The sequence below is a fragment of the Rhodococcus sp. CH91 genome (assembly GCF_022554085.1).
In the GTDB taxonomy this organism is placed as follows: domain Bacteria; phylum Actinomycetota; class Actinomycetes; order Mycobacteriales; family Mycobacteriaceae; genus Rhodococcus.
Genome location: NZ_JAKFYR010000014.1, coordinates 24,422 through 44,540, shown reverse-complemented (window position 1 = coordinate 44,540; position 20,119 = coordinate 24,422). Strand labels below are relative to the sequence as shown.

At 65.3% G+C, this 20,119-nt stretch carries 13 protein-coding genes; 5 read left to right on the top strand and 8 right to left on the bottom strand.

The genetic code is table 11. The features are described 5' to 3' along the window. Positions 1-11: 11 nt before the first annotated feature. The 6 genes from MOM01_RS20890 to MOM01_RS20865 all read right to left on the bottom strand — a co-directional run bounded on the left by MOM01_RS20890 (position 12) and on the right by MOM01_RS20865 (position 9,665). A complete protein-coding gene (locus MOM01_RS20890; protein ID WP_241387361.1) occupies positions 12-608 on the bottom strand; it encodes a hypothetical protein in 597 nt (198 codons plus the stop codon). A gap of 12 nt (positions 609-620) precedes the next feature. After that, a complete protein-coding gene (locus tag MOM01_RS20885; RefSeq protein WP_241387360.1) occupies positions 621-2,153 on the bottom strand; it encodes a DUF4407 domain-containing protein in 1,533 nt (510 codons plus the stop codon). Between the two features lie 81 nt (positions 2,154-2,234). Further along, a complete protein-coding gene (locus MOM01_RS20880; RefSeq protein ID WP_241387359.1) occupies positions 2,235-2,894 on the bottom strand; it encodes a DUF4407 domain-containing protein in 660 nt (219 codons plus the stop codon). Next, on the bottom strand, positions 2,854-3,582 hold the full coding sequence (locus MOM01_RS20875; RefSeq protein WP_241387358.1) for a protein phosphatase 2C domain-containing protein: 729 nt from the start codon (positions 3,580-3,582) through the stop codon (positions 2,854-2,856). Before MOM01_RS20875 ends, MOM01_RS20880 begins: the two co-directional genes overlap by 41 nt. A gap of 203 nt (positions 3,583-3,785) precedes the next feature. Next, positions 3,786-4,502: a vWA domain-containing protein gene (locus MOM01_RS20870; protein WP_241387406.1), complete on the bottom strand. Its 717-nt coding sequence runs from the start codon at positions 4,500-4,502 to the stop codon at positions 3,786-3,788. Between the two features lie 738 nt (positions 4,503-5,240). Beyond that, positions 5,241-9,665, bottom strand: a complete 4,425-nt coding sequence (locus MOM01_RS20865) for an AAA domain-containing protein (RefSeq protein WP_241387357.1) — start codon at positions 9,663-9,665, stop codon at positions 5,241-5,243. 185 nt (positions 9,666-9,850) lie between these two features. Between MOM01_RS20865 and MOM01_RS20860 the strand changes: the two genes are divergently transcribed. Both MOM01_RS20860 and MOM01_RS20855 read left to right on the top strand, forming a co-directional pair. Next, positions 9,851-11,548, top strand: coding sequence for an alpha/beta hydrolase (locus tag MOM01_RS20860; protein WP_241387356.1), 1,698 nt, complete (start codon positions 9,851-9,853; stop codon positions 11,546-11,548). Between the two features lie 143 nt (positions 11,549-11,691). After that, positions 11,692-13,431, top strand: a complete 1,740-nt coding sequence (locus MOM01_RS20855) for an alpha/beta hydrolase (protein WP_241387355.1) — start codon at positions 11,692-11,694, stop codon at positions 13,429-13,431. Between the two features lie 5 nt (positions 13,432-13,436). Here the strand turns inward: MOM01_RS20855 and MOM01_RS20850 are convergent, their stop codons facing one another. Further along, entirely contained in the window at positions 13,437-16,232 is a 2,796-nt protein-coding gene (locus MOM01_RS20850) for an aconitate hydratase (protein WP_241387354.1), read from the bottom strand. A gap of 536 nt (positions 16,233-16,768) precedes the next feature. Between MOM01_RS20850 and MOM01_RS20845 the strand changes: the two genes are divergently transcribed. The 3 genes from MOM01_RS20845 (at position 16,769) to MOM01_RS20835 (ending at position 18,319) form a co-directional block, all read left to right on the top strand. Next, on the top strand, positions 16,769-17,200 hold the full coding sequence (locus MOM01_RS20845) for a hypothetical protein (protein ID WP_241387353.1): 432 nt from the start codon (positions 16,769-16,771) through the stop codon (positions 17,198-17,200). 161 nt (positions 17,201-17,361) lie between these two features. After that, positions 17,362-17,946, top strand: a complete 585-nt coding sequence (locus MOM01_RS20840; protein ID WP_241387352.1) for a DUF3558 domain-containing protein — start codon at positions 17,362-17,364, stop codon at positions 17,944-17,946. A 10-nt stretch (positions 17,947-17,956) separates the two neighbouring features. Continuing rightward, positions 17,957-18,319, top strand: coding sequence for a hypothetical protein (locus tag MOM01_RS20835; RefSeq protein WP_241387351.1), 363 nt, complete (start codon positions 17,957-17,959; stop codon positions 18,317-18,319). 127 nt (positions 18,320-18,446) lie between these two features. Here the strand turns inward: MOM01_RS20835 and MOM01_RS20830 are convergent, their stop codons facing one another. Continuing rightward, the gene (locus tag MOM01_RS20830; RefSeq protein WP_241387350.1) at positions 18,447-20,099 is read right to left on the bottom strand and encodes a nuclease-related domain-containing DEAD/DEAH box helicase; all 1,653 of its coding nucleotides are present in this window, start codon (positions 20,097-20,099) and stop codon (positions 18,447-18,449) included. Positions 20,100-20,119: the final 20 nt, after the last annotated feature.

Genomic DNA, 20,119 nt, shown 5'->3' with positions numbered 1-20,119 from the left:
ACTCAGTGGAATCAACCGGCCGCATAGCCCATTCCCTCTGTGATCGGACTGACACGGTCGTCGATCCATCGGGTCACGTCGGGTTGATCTGCCGTCGCGACCTCGTTCAGGAAGCGGCTACAGACGAGGGTTAGCCGGTCGGATGCGTCTGAGGGATCCGCGACGGTCCGCATAGGTCCGAGCGCTCGGTGAACTCGAAAGTAGACCTCGTTCGCATCCTGTCCGACAAGCCAGAGGAGAACCGGCCAGGGAGACCGTCGGACACTTTCCTTCTCGATCGTTCCGGCAGACGCAACCACCAAGGTCATTCCGGCATGTGACTCGCTCAGTTCGTTCCGACCGCTGTGCGGAACCGTTCCTCGCAAGATCGTATCGGGGCCAGAGCCCATCTCCAGTGGCTGGTGGGAACTGTCGAACACAAGTCGACCACCTCTCAGGACCACGAGACGGAAGACGCCGTCGAGATGCGGTTGGGACGGCATGCGGTCGGACAATGCAGTCAGCGCCGGGACGACAACGGCAGGGTTCCAATCGTCACCCGGAAGATCTAGGACGAGGTCGGTACGCAGCACTGGATCGACATCGATGTCGAACGACTGATCGGACACGTGCTACGCCTTTCAGATCCTGCTCGGATCGGGCAGCGGGTCCACCAATGTTCTGGCAGCAGTGCCGCCTCGCGGTACAGGCCGTCCATACTCACCGTTTCCCGCGCCGCTCTTGTCGAGGGAGACCGACGCGGCAGTCGGACGCGGAGGCGTACCGCTCGGCGGCATCCTCATGGTTCCGGTCCCACCGAGTGTCGCGGCCCAGCTGTTCAACTTCTCCGACGCAGTTGCCTTCGCGTGGTCGGTCCAACGCTCGAGCGCAGCGTCGATCACGTCGACCTGGTGGGCGACCACCGCGTCGTTGATCTTCAGCACCGCTGCTTGCTGCTTGTCGATGCGGTCCTTCTCGGCCTCCATCTGAGCGTCCGTACGGAGCTTGTCCCGCTCACGCTTGGCGTCGATATCGGCCGTCGCTGCCGACACTTCGACGTCCTCTGTCTTAGTGAGTACCTCGTCGTAAGCGGTCGGCCTTCCTAGATTCGTAAGAACCTTGAAGATCACCGGAAGCAGTTCGATACACATGAACAGAAGAGTGACTGCTCGGTGGGCCGCCGCCGCCGTTCCGTCCCCATCCGAAAGGTCGTTCAAGGCCTTGAGGCGAGCGATGATGCCCTGGTTCGCTTGCTCGAGCTGGTAACCGGTGTCCTGGGCCGACGAGATTTGCTCCCGAAGCTGCGCTACGGTCTGCTCGACGATGGGAAGCTCGACCTCGGCGTCTGCGATCCGGCGCTCGCTCTCCTCCAGGAGAGTGCCCTCGAGTTCGGTCGCCACTCGCGCCTTGTCGTCCTCCTTGGTCTGGATCTCTCGGAGCGTCTCCTCCCAGCGAGCTTTGGCTTCGTTCGCAAGACGCTTCTTCTCCACACACATTGCGGCACAGCCGGCTATGCCGGTGCCACCGCTACCTTCTTCCTCAGCGATGGCCTGACCCTGGAGGCGGTCGTAATCGGCTTTCTGCTCGACCGCCTGTTCGTTCAGTGCGTCGATTTCGGTCTGCACGGATTGAATCTTCGGATTGGCTGCCGGGTCCGCCGAGGGACCGGCATTGATCAGGGCACGCAGCTCTGCCAACTCCGCTTCTGCCGCCGTAAGGTCGGCAGAAGCGGTGGAATTGTTCAGGTCGGATCGAAGTTGTTCCTGCGCCGCGAGAATGTTCTTGTTCAGCTGAGCTTCGATTTCGGATTCGAACACCTTGAGCATCAGCGGAGTCGAGATAACAACTCCGATGATGAACGCCAGCACCACACGAGGTGCTGCCAATCCCACCAACCTCTTCCAACTTCGTTCTTGCGAAAGCCCCAGAACAAGCATTCGGTCGAGATTGAGGATCGCGAGCCCCCACGCCAATCCCGCAACGAGAGCAAGGAGCCAATTATTCGCAACGCCGGTGATGTTGAGGGCGTACGCAGCAGAAATGGCTGCGAATAAAGCGGTGGTCAACAGAACAGCGCCCATCGCGACTTGCTTGGGAATCTGTCCCGGTAGCTGCCGCAGGACATCGATTCGCGCGCCGGCAAGTCGTGCGAGGAACAGGGAGAAAGGACTCATGCGATTTCCGTTCAGAACAGCGAGATTGCTTCTCGAACCATCAGGTACGAGGAGTCGATGATGAGCACTGCATGCTTCGACTCATCGTCGAGACCTGGCATGCCATAGCAGTGCGGAGGGGAATCCGACGACCAAGAGCGATATGCAGGCCATCATGGCGAAAGTCGACGACATCTGCCACAGACGCAGATAACCGACAGCCGAGTAGCACGGCCATGCAACAGAAGTAGTGGTGAAGCGTTGGATCGTTTCGCAAGGACCGTACGAAGGCGAACTCGGAGCCGAACCGTAGATCGCCTTCGGGATGGCTGTGTCCAGATCATTCGTGTCCGCATCCACTGCTGCAACGGTCGGAGCCGCCATCGCCCTCAGGTCGTTCGCGAAGAACACCTGTGTCAACGGAATCGACATCGCCACCGCCAGTAGGCAAACCAGCAGAACACGGCCGCTACGCTCACCACGAGAACGTTCGACGTCGCGCTTCATCACTGCGACAGCCGACCGAACCTCACGGTGGAAGAACCGGAACAGATAGGCACCCCACAGCAATCCGATCACCCCCAGTGGACGCCAGAGGATTCCTCCGACCGCCCCCATGGCCAGTACCGGAATGCATGCCACCACGACGACGCATGCCTTCTCCGAGTCGAAGAAGGTGCCTCTGAAGGCATCCTGGAACCGCGACTCGAGCCCGGATTCCCTAACCTGTGGGGGCCCAGAGTGCGACGCCGGTTCGGTCATCAAGAAGTCTCCTCCTTCCGAAGGACACCTGAGCTGCGAAGTTCAATGCGGTCGGCGGCTTCATCCATGACTGCTTCAGCGCCCGGGCGACCTCGCCGTCTCCCGCTCCGAACGCGTCACCGACACCATCCGTGCATGCGAGAAGCAGCTGTCCCCCGAGCAGAGTGAACTGCCCCGGTCGCACGGGTGTACTGTCGCGCAGCGGCAGAGCCGACGTTCGGTTGGTGGCAACGTCTTCTGCAGCGGCCTTGCCTCCGAGGACGGGAATCCATGCCGTCTCGTCGTCCGTGGATACGTCCGTCAGCCACAAGGAGCTGTCGCCGATGCCCGCGTAGCGCACCGTCCACGAGCGGGAAACCGACACCTCGTCCACGACGATCAGGATCGCTGTCGTTGCCATGACGCCACGAACTCTGGGTGCCGACGCATCCGACACCCCTAGTTTCTCGGCAGCGACCGTGACAGCCTCGGACGCAACCTGGAACGTCTCGGTCCACCACTCGTCGTCGCTCGCTATCGCACCATCCATTGCGCGATCGACCAGGCAATTCGCGGCTGCGTCCGCGGCGACGTGAGACTGCGGAGCACTACCGACGCCGTCACATACGGCGACGGCGAAGCGATCGGTATCCGGCGAGTACCGCACCGCGTACGCATCTTGACGAGGCGATCCGTCACTGCGATGCATGAGTCCGCGTACCGACGCCGCCCTGAGCGACCATCCGAAGCAATCGAACGCGTCGCACATCGAATCCGGCGGCATCACCGAGCGAAACGGCACCCCGCCTCCGATCTCGGAGTATGCGCGCCCCGGGTCACCTACCGTGTACGGCTCAGGATGCTCGAGATCGATCGTCCCGTGCTCATGCGAGTTCCCTCGCACAACGTTGCTCACACCATGTCCCAAGCGGGGGCCTGCTGGAGAACATGCTCTGTCCCGGCCTTTTCCAAGCTCACGCGCGGCATTCCGTCTGCCGCCGACTGGGTCGAACTCACAACGGACTGAACGACGATCTTGGCGATCGCAGCCATGGCTTCGGCGCGTCCCAATCCCTGACGGGCGATGAAGTAGTAGCTCTCTCCGCGCTTCTTGGGGAACGTGATCTCCTTCAGGATCTCACCGTTCGCATCACCGAAGCCGAAGGGAATGATGTTCGGAAACGGCTTGGCCGTCGTCAGATCCTGAAAGGCCCGGCGCCATTCGTGGTCATCGTCGGTCGGGTGACCGTCCGTCACGAAGAACACCATGGGCCGATAGACGGCGCCACCGGACTCCGCCTTGAGCAACGGAAGATCTCGTTGGATTTGGTCCTTCAGAGTCTGGAAAGCTTCCGCATAGGACGTCGCGCCTTCCTCCTCCAACAGGTCACCGCGTCCGATCCGCTCGTCCTGAGCGAGATCCATCATCGGAATGACCACACGCGCGTCGGTGCTGAAGCTGATCAGGGAGACACGGGCGATGTCGGCCAGGATCGGGCTTTTCAGCATCTCGTTCTTCAGATCTCGAAGAGCTTGATTGAGAGCCGGCATCTCGTCCGCCATCGAGTACGACACGTCGAACACCAGGTAGAACGGCGCCAGAGCAGCCTGTTCGACCTGCACGTTCATGTTCGACACCACTTGCCTCCTTGTTACGAGAACACGCCCGTCCGAGACGGGCACACAGACGTATCGGCCGATGGCCCATTAGAGTTACGGACAACATCGGTGGCACTTCCGCCGCGCGCCACCATGCTCAGAACGTTGGCGGCCCCGCCCCAACAAGGTGTTGCGCGCCCCTCCTCCTCGGGAGGTGGTACCCCGGCGATCGATCGGTGCCGTAGCCATATCGATCATCGAATCGATGTGCTCGTCGCCGATTGTCAGGGAGACTGTGATGGGCTCGATGGACGAGCGATACATCTTCGAGTCGGCAAGGCGACTGCAATTGGTTTGGCGGCTAGCGACGAACTCGAATTCACAGGGAGCGCATCGGCCGACAAATTCGATCTTGTCGGTCACACATCACCCGGGGCGATCAGACGGGCGATGACGCCAGTCCTGTCGAGAATTCCGAGGTGATAAAGTTCGTGGATGTTCCGCAAATACGAATAATCCCCGTAAGGCATTGCCTTCGGGGATCATTCGCTGCGCGGTGATTACTGAGCGCTCAGGCTGCCGACGCTGCCGATGAGCTCCATGAACGGGCCGAGCAGCTTCGCGAGCTCGATGAGGGACGCGAGGGTCTCCATGTGTTTCTCCTGCCGTGGCGGATTCGACGTAACGAGAGTTATTGCGCATCAATAAATATCACTTACGCCCACACTGCGCTTGCCGAGCAGTGTGACAAGAGGCACTGTAACGTTCTCAGGGGAGTATCGCGGCCTGTCCCCCGGACTCGACGGCACGCTCGTCCGGGCTGCCATTCCTCCGGTATTCGATCGACGACCCGCCCGATTCGAGCACAGGCGCAGCCATACGGTCTGCCGTGATCCCCCGCCGTTCCAGCTCGTCCCACAGCCCGGCCAGCGCCGCAGCCGGGTCGAGGTAGTACTCCGATTCCCGGACTCGCCAGAACTTCCATCCGCTCCGGTGCAGCTCGCGTTCGCGCTCGAGGTCGGCGCGCTGACGGTCCGGATCGGTGTGCCAGCGTTCGTCGTCGCATTCGACAGCCAGTTTTCCTGCCGCACCGGTCACCACCAGGTCGATGAAGTGGCCGTTCACCTCGACGCGCGGGTTCACGTGGTATCCGCGGGCGACGATGTCGAGGAAGACTCCCTGCTGGAAGAGATTGTCGAACGCTTCGTGCCGCTCGTCGCGTGTCACGCCTTCGGGCATCGGCTCGGCGGGATTCGGAGATGTCGACTGCATATGGGTGAGCAGCGAATACCGCAGGTCGGTTCGTCGCAGCGTGTCGACGGTCCTCGAATGGAACAGCCACAGCTGGTCCTGAGCACGCGAGGCCGCCACGTTGAACCGTCGCTGATACTCGGTTCGCGTCATGGCGGCGATGTTCTGCCCTGGCGCGACGACCATCGACAGGAACACCACGTTCCGCTCGTCACCCTGGAAATCCGGGGGTGTGCCGACGCGGAGCCTGCGCTGCTCCCACTGATCCGGGGTGAGGCGGTCGAGCAGTGCGTTCTGGATGACGTCCACCTGCGACTGGCCTTGCAGGACGACCACGCCGAAGGTCTTGCCCTCGTAGGCAGGATCCTGGACGCACTTCACGAGAGTGTCGACGAGGGCGTGGGCCTCGGCGTGGTTCGTCAACGTCGCGTTCTGGCCGGTGACGGCGCCGTCCTCGACGAGAGTGGTGCGCAGGGGTGGCAGGCGGTCGGATCCGTACTGCCGCATGGGAACCAGCGGGTCGTCTGCGTAGAAGTGGTCGCTGGACCACGCAATGATCTCCGGCATCGACCGGAAGTGTTCCCGCAGCCGGATGATGCTCCCGAATCTCGATCGCAGCAACGAGAACAGGCTCGACCGCGGAGTGAAACTGTCGCGCAGGTAGTTCGGAATGTCGGGCAGATACGAATCGAGGCGGCTGAAGACACCGTCGAGCGCGCCCAGCGACACCGCACTCGGTGCACACTGCTTGTCGTCGCCGACGACGATCACGCGCGGCGCCAGCCACAGCAGGAACAGACTGCTGATGTCGACCTGGCTCGCCTCGTCGACGATGACGACGTCGAACGAATTCGGTTCGGGCGGTATCGACGACAGCACCTGCTGTAGGGGCATCACCCAGGCCGGCACCGCCCCCTGCGCGACCTGCATGGCCTCGCGGGCGGCCGCCCGGTAGCGCTCCGCGTACCGCCCGGTGCCCTTACCGATGCTCGCGACATGATCGCGGTAGGAATGGAGCGCCTGGACCTGCTCGGCGGTCGTGCGTTCGAGGCACGCGCTCCACGCCTTCTCCTCGACGAGCAGCGTCGTGAGGCGCGTGATGTCCTTCTCGACCGCGTCGAGGTCGCGTTCGAACTGCCCGTCGTCACTGCGTTCGTGGAAGCGCCGCACCCAGTCGTCTGCGCGGCGCCAGGCCCACGCTTCCTCGATGTCCGCGAGACGGACGGGCCATGCCAGGCTCAACGGGTTTTCCGCGATGGCCTGGGCGAGGCCGGGTGCCGCGGTGGTCAGACGTGCGTGCAGGGCGACGAGGTCGAGTTCCTCGCGCTGCTCCCCGACTGCCCGGTCCCACGCGTCCAGGGCGGTGTTGATGGCGTCGAAGTCTGCCTCGTGGAAGGCACGTGCCAGCGCGCGTCCTTCGGGCGAGGCTCCCCCGGCGATCTGACTCCGGATGTACATCCCGATGGATTCGAGCCAGCTCTTGCTGGCTTCCGCGGTGCCGGCCGCGGCGATCACGCGGGCCGACTCCGCGACGGACCGTGCCTGTTCGATACTCGTGATGCGCGGGGCACCGGGGTGGATCTCACGGAGCGCGGTCTCGACGTCGCTCACCCGTGCAACGAGATTGTCGACGACGCCGCGGTCACGGTCGATGAAGGCGAGGGCTCCGACGGCCCGGCTGCGCGACTCGTCGAGCGCGATGTCGATACCGAGATCGCGGAGAACGATCCCCACCACCCGGATCGCCTCGAGCGCACGGAGGTGCTCGGCCACGATGCGGGCCGTACGGGCGGTGGTGGCCGGGACGCCGTCGACGGTCGCGGGTTCACCGAGCGCCTCGACCGCGGATTGCTCGTCACTTCTCCGGAATCGGGAGAAGCCGCTGCGCCAGGTGTCCCCCGCCTCGAGCTTGCGGGCCAGCGCGTCGTACGCCTCGAACGCGAGGCCGCCCGTCACCGGCGCCACCACGGTACTGGCACCGACCACGCGATCGGCGTCCTGCGCGGCCTGCACGAGATCGGCGAGTTCGGCCGTCTTGCCCCACAGGTGCTGGGCCTTCCCCGACAGGACGTCGTCGGTCACGCGTCGCATCCGCGCATCGAGGCGCTCGGCATCCTCGAGGGCGCCTTGCAGTTGTTCGCACAGATCGCGGATGCGGGCGAGTGCATCGAGGGGTGCGCCCTCGAGGATCCGCAGCACCCCGTGCGTGTCGCTGCCCGACAAATCCGCGGGTGCCTGTGCGACCGCGGCGCAGGCGTACTCGAGTTCTCTCTGGTCGGGCAGGGACAGGTCCGGGAAGAGCTGGTGCCGGCGGCGTGCCCGCTCGACACTCGATCGCTGATGCAGCCCGTGGAGGGTGACGAGTTCCTGGACGGTCAGCGGCGGGGCGTCGGTGAGGAGGGGCGCGGGAAGCCACCCGTACTTGGCTTCCTCCGCACGCACGCGCCGGACGATCGATGCGGCTGTGCCCCCGTATCCGGCGGCGACCTCGGGATGGACGACCGCTTCGTCCGCCCGGGCCTGCCGGATCTGCTCCATCAGTGTCGACCGGCGGTTCAGCGCGTCGTCGCGTTGCGTGGCGATCTCGTCGATGCGCTGCGCTGTGCGGCGCACGTTGAATTGCGCTTTGCGGGTGGCGATCTCGCTGACACTGCGCGTGAGTTCTGCGGCGCCCCCGTGGACCGGGTCGCTCACCGCGACGCACAGCTCCCGCAGCTCGGGCGGAAGCTTCTCGCGGAGAACCCGCAGCGCCTGGGCCTTCTCACTGGTGACCAGCACGCGCTGGCCGCGCGCGAGAAGCGCGGCCACGATGTTGGCGATCGTGTGGGTCTTGCCCGTGCCCGGCGGTCCTTCGACGACCACTCCGCTGTCGCCGGCGAGCCGGTCGACGATGTCGCGCTGCTCCTCGTTCGCGGGCAACGGGAACAGGAGGTCGCCGGTGAAGGAGGTGGACGGCTTGCCGATCCGATCGAGCCAGGCGACGCGGTCGGCCGGTTCGATGGGTTCGACGAGCTGCGCGAGACCGAGCGGCACCGGATTCGACGCGTCGGCAGCGGCCTCGGTCATCCGGTGGTAGTACTCGATGAGTGCATGGGCGCTGCGCTTGCGCAGTACGAGCGCCGGTGAGGGTGTGAGGAAGGCGTCGGGTGACGATGCTTCGTCCGCCCGGTCGACGAGGTCGACGCGTACCGTCAGCGCACGCTCGCCCCAGCCCTTCAGGAAACCCCGGGCGGCGGGATCGAGGGGTGAGGCGACCTGGGTCGGGAGGGACTCGTGCAGGTCGCGGGTGTTCGCGGGGTCGAAAATGTCCAGGCCGGTGAGGAGCAGGGTGTCTTCCAGCGCCGGGCCAGCGTCGGGATTCAGCCGGACCACCACGTCGCCGGAGTCGCCGAGCCGCTCGACGCGAGCGGACTGGGTGATCAGGTGTGTGCGCACGCGTGCGCCCGCGACACCCTCCGAGAGCTGCAGCAGGCCCGAGGCGACGACGAGTTCCAGCGACTCCGGCTGGTCTTCGAGCTCGAGCATGGCCCGCTGCAGGAAGCTGTACAGCTGTGACGCGGCCTGCCGCTCACGGTCGACGCTCGCCCAGGCCCGCCACTCCGTGAGCCAGGCTTCGAGGCCGTCGACGGTGTCGGGTGTCTCCGGGCGGAATGCGGGTTCGACGGCGGAGTTGCCGATGTCTCCCTGCACGTACTCCGCGACCGGTGCGGGCGGGCGCGGCGGGTCTTCCAGCCGGACGCGCCGCGCACGAAGGATGACGTCACCCGCGGTGGCGTCGGCCCTGAGCCCGGCACCGAGGTTTCCTGCCTCGAGGGACATCACGGCACGGTGTTTGTCGACGATGCGGACGGGCGCGCTGCGGGCTTTCACGAGCTCGGCCAGGAAGGCGAGCAGCCGTTGCACGCGATCCCTCAATTCGGGTTCGCCCGCCTTCGGCTCCACACCTGCTCCTCTCACCCTGCGGACGTCCGCCACCCGTCGACCGAAACGGGTAAGTCCACCTTAGAAGTCGTGACGGACATGCCCGGACCCGGTCCCATTCGACGCCGTGCGCGCGGCCGTTGCGGAGCGAGACGGGGTGGCTCGATGACAAGCCCACGAAGATCATTTTGGATAGTGTCACGACCGTGAGCGCGCCCGAGCAGGACAAGCAAACTCGACGACTCCTTTCCGTCTTCGGTCTCGACTTCGTCGGTCTCGTCGTCGCACTGTTCTTCTTCGCCTGGAGCCTGAGCCCGTCGCTGATCCCCCGCGAGTGGTACTACCAGGGCTTGATCAGTGGCGTGACCGGCATCGCCGGGTACGGCATCGGTGTGCTCCTCGCCTTCCCTGCGCGGCGGTGGATCGCTCCGCGGTTCACGTGGTGGCAGCAGCGGCACGCTGTCCGGCGTGTCGTCGAAGGTGTGGTTGCGCTGGCGGCGGTGGGAACGCTCGCCGGGAGTCTGCTGTTCGCTGCGGATTGGCAGAACGAGATCCGCGCCCTCATGGGCATCGAGACCACGACGGGCTTCGCCTATCTGCGCACGGGCCTGGTGAGTGTCGCGATCTTCGTCGCGGTCCTCTACGTCGCGCGCGGAGTGCGATGGACCGGGCGGCGATTCGCGGAGTTCCTGGCGAGCCGGCTGCGGGTTCCGGTTGCTGCCGCGCACGTTCTCGCGCCGGTGATCCTGACGGTCGCGGCGGTCGTGTTCGTCGATCAGGTCCTGCTCGCGAGCAGTTCGACCGCCGCGCGGATCGTGTTCGCCGACGACAACAACAGCACCGACCCCGGCGTGGAACAGCCGCAGGTTCCCGAGCGGTCGGGCAGCCCCGCGTCGGAGTCGTCGTGGGAGAGCCTCGGCCGCCAGGGCCGCACCTTCGTGGCAGGCGGGATGGACGCCGAGCAGCTGACCGAGCTGAACGACGCTCCCGCACTCGAACCCATCCGGGTGTATGCGGGGCTCGAGGCCGACGACACCACCGGTCAGCAGGTGCAGCTGATCCTCGACGAACTCGACCGCACGAAGGCGTGGGAACGGGAGATTCTCGTGGTGTCCGGAACCACCGGCACCGGGTGGGTGAACCCCATCGCCGCCGATTCGATCGAGATGATCTACAACGGCAATTCGGCGATCGCCGCGATCCAGTATTCCTTCCTGCCGAGCTGGATCTCGTTCCTCGTCGACGGCTCGGCCGCCAAGGCCGCTGGCGACGCTCTGATCAACGGCGTCCACGAACGCTGGAGCCGGCTGCCCGAAGACCAGCGCCCGAAGCTGGTCGTCTACGGCGAAAGTCTCGGCTCGCAGTCGGCCGAAGCGGCGTTCGGCGACATCGCCGACATGCGCACGAAGATCGACGCCGCCCTGTTCGTCGGGCCACCGAATTCGAACCAGCTGTGGCGCAGCATCGTCGACCATCGTGACGCCGGTTCTCCGGAAGTCCTGCCCGTCTACGAGGACGGCATCGCGGTGCGCTTCGCCTCCGACCTGAAGACCCTCGAGGACGAGCCGGGGCCGTGGAACGACCCGCGCGTGCTGTATCTGCAGCACGCCTCCGATCCGGTGGTGTGGTGGGGACCGGACCTGCTCTTCGAGCGACCCGACTGGCTCGCCGAACCTCCCGGCTCGGACCGTACGCCGTCGATGCGGTGGTATCCGATCGTCACCTTCGCCCAGGTCGCGGCCGACATCATGGTCGGCACCTCGCCGCCCGTCGGTCACGGGCACAACTACGAGGACCTCATCCCCTACGGCTGGGCCGCCGTCGCCCCGCGCGACGGGTGGACCCTCGCCGACACCGAGCGCATCGCCGACGCGCTCGACCGGATGCACGCTGGCGACGAGTAACCGGACCCGGCACAGCCCCTCCGCCGTCCACTCTCTCCATCACGGCATCGCATTTCGTCGCTCCACCACGCCTTCCTGCGCGCACACTGAGTGCGGAACAGTCCCGCCCGCAGGCCAGCCGATTCCGACGAAAGCGATCGCCGATGACCTCGACCGTCGATACGCCGCCTTCGACTCCCGAGCCCTCACCGACCTTCCGCGCCCGGGTCGGCGCGGGTGTGCTGCGGTGGCTGCGGCGATTCCATCCGCTGGGGCTGATCGTCGCCCTGGTGTTCTACTGCTGGTCGCTATCCCCATCTCTACTGCCACGCGCCTGGTACCTGCAGGGCGTCGCGACGGGTATCAGCGTGGTGACCGGATACGGACTCGGTGTCCTTCTCGCGTGGGGCATCCGCAAGTGCGGATTCGAGACGAACTGGCCGCCGATCCTGAAGAAGGCCGGGTGGTATCTGCTCGCGGTGGTCGCTCTCGTGGTGGTGCCGACCTTCCTCGCTCTCGGTTCGCGGTGGCAACGCATCAGCCGTGAACTCGTCGGAATGGAAGGCAGCGGCACCTGGGACTATCCCGGCGTCCTGCTCGTGACGATCGTGTTGGCGTTGCTCCTGCTCGAGATCGGCCGGGGTCTGCGCCGCGTGGCGCAGTGGCTCAGCCGGATGGTCGTCAGAGTGCTTCCGCCACCGGTGGCACGGGCGGTCAGTGTCGTACTGGTGGGGCTGCTCGTGTTCTGGGCGGTGGAGGGGCTGTTGTCCGCGGAGATAGCCCACATCGCGAACGGATCGGCGCGAAGCGTGGACGCGGGTACCGCCGAGGGGGTCGAGCAACCCCAGGCACCGGAACGCTCGGGATCGAGTGCGTCCCTCGAACCGTGGGATTCGCTCGGCCGCGAGGGCCGCACGTTCGTCGCCGGAGGTCCGACCCCCGAGGAGATCACCGCGGTCACCGGAGATCCCGCCATGATGCCGATCCGGGTCTACGCCGGTTACCGCTCACTCGACACCGAGGACGGAGAAGAGGACGACGCGCAGAAGATGAACCTCATCGCCTCACACGTCGTCGCGGAACTGGACCGCACCAAGGCCTTCGAACGGGACTACCTGGCGGTGGCGACGACGACCGGCCGCGGCTGGGTGAACGAGGACGTCGCAAGTGCCCTGGAGTATCTCGGCGACGGGAACACGGCGATCGCAGCGATGCAGTATTCCTTCCTCGCCAGCCCGCTGGCGTTCCTGGCCGACCGCGTCTCGCCTCGCGATGCCGGCCGGGCCCTGTTCGAAGCCGTGTACGCGAAGTGGAGCGTGCTCGACCCGGCCACCCGTCCGAAACTGCTCGTCTTCGGCGAATCGCTGGGGTCCTACGGGGGCCAGGCGGCGTTCGCCGGCGCGCAGGACATGATCACCCGCACCGACGGTGCCCTGTGGGTGGGGACACCGAATTTCACGGAGCAGTGGCGCCGCATCACCGACTCGCGCGATCCCGGAAGCCGCGAGATCCTGCCGGTGATCTACGGCGGACAGAACGTGCGGTTCGCCGCGACCCCCCAGGACCTCACGAACCTTCCCGGCCTGCGTGATTGGGCGTTCCCCCGCATCGTCTACTGGCAACATCCGAGCGACCCGATCGTGTGGTGGTCCCCCGATCTGATCCGGCATCGCCCCGACTGGCTGAAGGAGGAACGCGGTGCCGACGTCGACAAGGAGATGACGTGGTTCCCGTTCGTCACCTTCTGGCAGGTCACGCTGGACATGGTGTTCGCCGCGGACGTGCCCGGTGGCCACGGCCACGCCTACACCGACGAAGCGGCGTACTTCTGGGCCGACATCCTCGGCATCGAGGACGAAGCGCGCGTGAAGGCGGTCTTCGACGCACTGTCATCGGGCACGTAGCGGCGTCACTGCCCGAGCTGCCGCAGCACGTACTTCAGGATTCCACCGTGCTTGAAGTATTCGGCTTCGGCGGGAGTGTCGATACGCACCGTCGCGTCGAACTCCTTGTCGCCCGCGCGCACTCGCACGGTCTCGGGGATGTCGTCGCTGTCCGCCAGACCGGTGATGGTGAACTCCTCCTCCCCTGTCAGGCCGAGGCTCTGCGCCGACTCGCCCTCCGGGAACTGCAGAGGCAGCACGCCCATGCCGATGAGGTTGGAGCGGTGGATGCGCTCGTACGACTGCGCGATCACCGCCCGCACACCCAGCAGCAGTGTGCCCTTGGCCGCCCAGTCGCGCGACGATCCGGAACCGTATTCCGCGCCCGCGAGCACGACGAGCGGTGTGCCGTCCTCCGCGTACTTCTGCGCGGCGTCGTAGATGCTCATCTGCTCGTCCGTCGGCAGGTAACGGGTGACGCCCCCTTCGACACCGGGCACGAGCTGGTTGCGCAACCGGATGTTCGCGAAGGTGCCGCGGATCATCACCTCGTGGTTGCCGCGCCGCGAGCCGTAGGAGTTGAAGTCGGATTGTTCGACCCCGTGCTCCGACAGGTACCGGCCTGCCGGACTGTCCCGTCGGATCGAACCGGCCGGTGAGATGTGGTCGGTGGTCACCGAGTCGCCGAGCAGCGCCAGCACCCGGGCGCCTTCGATGTCGCGCAACGGCTCGGGTTCCGGCGACATGCCCTCGAAGTAGGGAGGACGCCGCACGTAGGTGGAGTCGTCCTTCCACTCGAAGACCTCGCTGTCGGGGACGTCGAGATTCCGCCATGTCTCGTCGCCGGTGTAGACGTCGCGGTAACCGGTCTCGAACATCTCCGAGCGCACCGCGTCGTCGATGACCTCTTGGATCTCCTGGGTGGTGGGCCAGATGTCGCGCAGATGGACGGGGTTGCCGTCGGTGTCGGTTCCGAGCGGGTCCTCGAACAGGTCGACGAGCATCGACCCCGCCAGCGCGTACGCGATGACCAGGGGCGGTGAGGCCAGGAAGTTCATCTTCGTCTGCGGGTGGATGCGGCCTTCGAAGTTGCGGTTGCCCGACAGCACCGCCGAGACGTTGATGTCGTGCTCGTCGATCGCGGCCGCGATCTCGTCCGGAAGCGGACCGGAGTTGCCGATGCATGTCGTGCAGCCGTAACCGACGAGGTTGAATCCGAGCTTGTCGAGATAGGGCATCAACCCCGAGCGCTCGTAGTAGTCGGTGACGATTCGCGAACCGGGGGCGAGCGTGGTCTTCACCCACGGCTTGCTGCGCAGTCCCTTCTCCACGGCCTTCTTGGCGAGCAGCGCGGCCCCGATCATCACCGATGGGTTGGACGTGTTGGTGCACGACGTGATCGCCGCGATCACCACGTGACCGTTGTCGAGCTCGAACTCGTCACCGCCCCCGATGCGCACCGGGACCTTCTTCGACGGCGGCGCCGAGGTGTCGGCATCGTCGGGCACGGGCTCGCGCGGTTCGTCGCGGGAGTCCTCGGCGCGCACCGACACCGGGTCACTGGCGGGGAACGATTCGAGCACGCCCTCGTCGACACCCGAGTCCTGCACGCGCGAGACGACATCGGGCACCTCCTCGCCGTTGAGCAGCGAGGTCACGGCCGTGGGTGCGAGCGCGACAGGGATGCGGTCCTGCGGTCGCTTCGGACCGGCGACGGACGGGCGGACCGTCGACAGGTCCAGTTCGACGACCTCGCTGTACTCGGGTTCGCGATCCGGGTCGTGCCACATGCCCTGCTCTTTGGCATACGCCTCGACGAGACGGATCTGATGGTCGTCGCGGCCGGTGAGCCGCAGATAGTCGAGCGTGACGTCGTCGATCGGGAAGATCGAGATCGTCGACCCGTATTCGGGGCTCATGTTGCCGATGGTCGCGCGGTTGGCGAGCGGCACGTTGGCGACGCCGGGACCGAAGAACTCCACGAACTTGCCCACCACTCCGGTCTTGCGGAGCCTCTCGGCGACGGTGAGCACCAGGTCGGTCGCCGTCGTGCCTTCTGTGAGTTCCCCGGTGAGCTTGAAGCCGACGACCTGCGGGATCAGCATGGACGCGGGCTGCCCGAGCATGGCCGCCTCGGCTTCGATGCCGCCCACACCCCACCCGACCACACCGAGGCCGTTGACCATCGGAGTGTGCGAGTCGGTGCCGACGAGCGAGTCGGGATAGGCGACGAGGTCGCCGTCCGCGTCCTCGCGGGTGAACACGACGCGGGCCAGGTACTCGAGGTTCACCTGGTGGCAGATACCGGTGCCGGGCGGGACCACCTTGAAGTCGTCGAAGGCTCCCTGCGCCCACCGCAACAACTCGTAGCGTTCACGATTGCGCTGGAACTCGAGGTCGGTGTTGATGCGGAAGGCGTCCTCGGTGCCGAAGACGTCGGCGATCACCGAGTGGTCGATGACGAGCTCGGTGGGGATCAGCGGATTGATGCGCTTCGGGTCGCCACCCTGGGTGGTCATGGCGTCGCGCATCGCGACGAGGTCCACGATGCAGGGCACGCCGGTGAAGTCCTGCATGAGGACGCGTGCCGGCGAGAACTGGATCTCCGGATTGTGGGTGGACTTCGGGTCCCATGCCGCGACCGCTTCGATCTGCTCCCGGGTGACGAGCCGCCCGTCCTCGGTCCGCAGCAGGTTCTCCAGCAGGACCTTGAGGCTGTAGGGCAGTCGCTCCGAACCAGGAACCTTGTCGATGCGGTAGATCCGATAGTCCGTGTCGTCGACCTTCAGGGTGTCGCGCGCGCCGAAACTGTCGTCGCTCATGAACGTGCCTCCCGACTGCGATGCTTCCGCTGGTTACCTACCGGGGTAGCCCGTTCCGGCGCGCGGCAATCACGGCGACATCGTCGCCATCGGTGTCCCCACCATCGAGTTCGCACAGACAGAGTGACCGTTCCGGCAGCGGTGCGCGAACTGGTCGTTCGAGCACGCAATAGCGCGCACCGATGTCCGTTCCACGCGCCCGAATGTCGTCACCGTGTGTCGGTCGTGAAGACCCCTGTAACGAGGTGATGGGGACATGCGACATACATACGGTCATTCCACACAGAACGGACATTGCATTGAACCTGCCCGTCGGCTCGCGGCCGCGTCATCCTCGGTCTGCCCACAGCCGCAGAGCACCGGTCTTTGCGCTCCGTCCCCTGTGTCCGGAAGCGCGATATCCCGGAGGACTCGACCGCCCGCGGCCATAAGCCGCCACGGCGCACGTCCTCCCAACCCCGTCCGCCTTCGGACTGCAGCCCTCATCCAGAGCGGGGTGCGCTCGACCTACAGCATCCACCCAAGGATTGGACCCAATGAAGAAGTTCATCGGAACGCTTGCTGCTGCAGCCACGCTCGCAGTGAGCTCGGCAGCACTCACCGCGCCGGTCGCCCAGGCTGTGACCATCTCCGGCAGCGGAGTGAAGTACGTGTTCTGCAGCTCGAACCAGCACAACAACCAGATCTCGTACGACGACCGGTACGGCGAGGTCAGCAAGATCGTCAGTTTGCCCGCCAAGGCGCAGGACGGCAGTTACTGCGGCGTCGTCGAGGTCGGCATCGAGTCCGATTCGTATGTTTCTGCTCTGATCAAGAACGAACGTGCGCACTACGTCTACGCCGCCGTCTACTCGGTCTCCTACCCGCTGTTCTCGGGTAGCACCGGTGCGCCGCCCAACTACACTCTGGTCGCAAGGGACGAAAACCACAGCAGCTACGGCGGATACAACTACGCCTTTGCGTACTGACCGTCAGCATTGACCCTCGCAAATTGGTAGTCGGGTCGACGAGGTAACCGAACGCTCTCGGCTTCGTTGAAACCGAGAGCGTTCGTGTACGACGAATCAGCCCTCATCACCACTCGCCTGCTTTGTGTTAGCGTCTGCCCGACAATCGATCGGGGGGTCGCATGGGTAAGTGGGGAACGGTCGCGCTCGCAGTAGCTGCGGTAGTGGTGACGGCGTGCAGTCCGAGTGCCGCAGACGACCTCACAGACGACGAGGCAGCCACATCGACGACCCGCACCCCGCGCATCACCGACGACTCCGGCAGACCACCCGTCACCTTCGATCCCTGTTATGACATTCCCGACGACGTCATGAATGCGGCCGGGTACGACGCGGGGAAGAAAGAACTCGCGGACATGCCCATGGGGACGTATACCTTCCTGGGATGCACGTACCGCGACGCCAACCACATCCCCGGTGTGCGACGCGGGTACGGGATCAATGTTCTTTCGGGGAATGTCACTGTGGCTGAAGAACTCGAGAAGAACGGGCATATCTCCTCGTCAACGAGGGTCAACGGGAGAGCCGCTCTCCTACGTATCGATCCGAGCCAGAAGGCCACCTGCACCTATGTACTGCAGACCGACTTCGGAATCGTCATCTTCAACAGGATCGAACACGTGGACTCTCTAACGGACCCACCCATCGATGAATGGTGCCAGGGGTTCGAGCAACTCGTTGCGTCAGTCGAACCATATCTTCCTTGATGGGAGCCTCATGAACTCATCGTTTACACGCCTGGACCCGCACGTCGTCGACGAACTCGTCAGAATCTGCGACACGATGCTCGAGGAGTTCGACAGAGCCAAAGAGACTGCGACAAGACTGATGGAGGTCCACGGTTTCGGCGACTTGGACTCCGCCCAGCAACTCGCCGCCGGCTATCGCCGCAAGGCCGCTGGGACGCCTGAATCCGCAGTGGAGCGCATCGAACAGTTCAGCCGAGCATTGAAACAACTCCGCGACGCCTTCGCCACCGGCGGAGAAGCCTTCCTCGACACCGAATCCGACTGGGCTCGCCAACTCGCCTCCACCGACCCAGACATCGGAGCGGGAAACCGTCATCAGAGCGCGCAATAACGCGCACCGATGACCGCTTCGCACGCCGGAGCGCTCGGCCCCGACAACCGCACGAAGATCAGTCATTCGCGCACGAAATTCCATGCGCGGATGACTGATTCGCGAGCGAATGCAAACAGCGGATCGGTCAGATTCCACCGAACCGCTCGAGCAGGTCCTCCCCGCCCACTTCGCGGACGAAGTCGGGGTCTCCGCAGACGATCAGTTGATCCCGTGCGCGCGACAGGCCGACATACAGGCGCTCACGGGAGCGGTCCTGCGGCTTCTTTTCGTTCAGGGCCAGGACCACTGCTCGTCGTTCGAGTCCTTTGAAGCCGAGCACGTGCCCGTAGAAGACCTGGTCTGTGTCCCAGAAACTCTCCCAGTACGCTTTCGGGCCGGCCGCCTGGCGTTCGACTTGCTCCGGGTGCCGGCTACCCGTCGCGAGCAGGGCGACGTCCTCGGGACGCCAGCCTTCGTCGAGGAGTCCGTCGATCGCGTCGTCCGCCCTGCCCACGGCATCTTCCGGGAGGCAGGGCACGAAGCGGACTTCGGGTCCGTCACTGCCGAGCAGCCGCATCCGCTGCCCGACCAGCGAGATGAAGGAATCGGCGATCTGCCTGGTGTTGCGCAGATTCTGGTCGAGAACGAGCGGCACGAGGTCGACGGGCGGCACGCCTTCCCGGTCGAAGACGCGTTGCCCTTCGTCGCTGAAGACGTAGATCTCTCCCGCATCCTCGTCGCGGAGGGCGGCGAGCACGGGGCGCCACCAATCGTCGGCGAAGTCCTGCGCTTCGTCGACGACGATCGCGTCGAATCTCTTCTTGTCGGGTAGTTCGGCGGCGAGTTCGGCCATACGCGCGGGCAGCTCGTGTTCCCAGAACTGCACGGTCTGTTCGGTGCGCAGACTCTCCGGAGGGCCTTCCGGCGCTCCCCACAGTCTGCCGAGTTCGTGGAACTCCCCTACGTAGGCAGGACGCTCCTTGCGGTGCCAGGTGGCGGTGATGCGTTCGAGATAGGACGCGAGTCCGTGCGAATAGCAGAGCAGGGCAACGCGTTTGCCATGCTTGGTGAGCCGTCGCGCCTTCTCCAGTGCAAGGAAGGTCTTGCCGCTGCCCGCGCCACCGCGCACCTCGACGCGCGGGAGCAGCCGCGTCGCGTCGAGGATCATCGCCTGCTGAGCGGTGAGGACGTCGCAGGTGTTCTCGTTCTCGAGCGCCCGCGCCACGACGTCGCGTTGCGGCATCCCGCGCCCCGAGAGCACCTCGGCGAGTTCGGCGATCCCGTCGGCGTCGATCCCCGTCTTCGCGACCTGCTGGTCGACGAGTATCCGCCGGAGCAGGGGCACGATCTTCTCGATGTCGTCACGGTCGACGACCTTCCAGCGGGGCCACTCCGGTAGCGCGAACTCGGCGGAGATGCTGCTGCTGGGGAAGACGACGACGTGATCCCACCGCACATGCCCCGACGTCCACCGGGGATCCTTGTCGACGTACCGCCGCAGCGCGTACATCGCGCCGCGGACCTGCTCCACCGGTTCGATGATCGCGGGCCCGGAGCGATGACGCTGGTACCAGTTGCCGTCCTCCCACCAGACCTCACCACCTTTGACCTCGAGACAGATCACCCCGTACCCCTCGAGGGCGACGACGAAGTCGATCTCGTGATCCTTGCTGTGGTCGGTGACGCGCTGGTTGGCGACCACGAGATCGTTCGCGTCGAGCTGAGCGGTGAGCGTGTTCCACACGCTCTCCTCCGTCGCATTCGCGAAGCGGGGCTGTTCGGGGATGCGGATGCTCACGACGCGTCTCCCCGACCGGC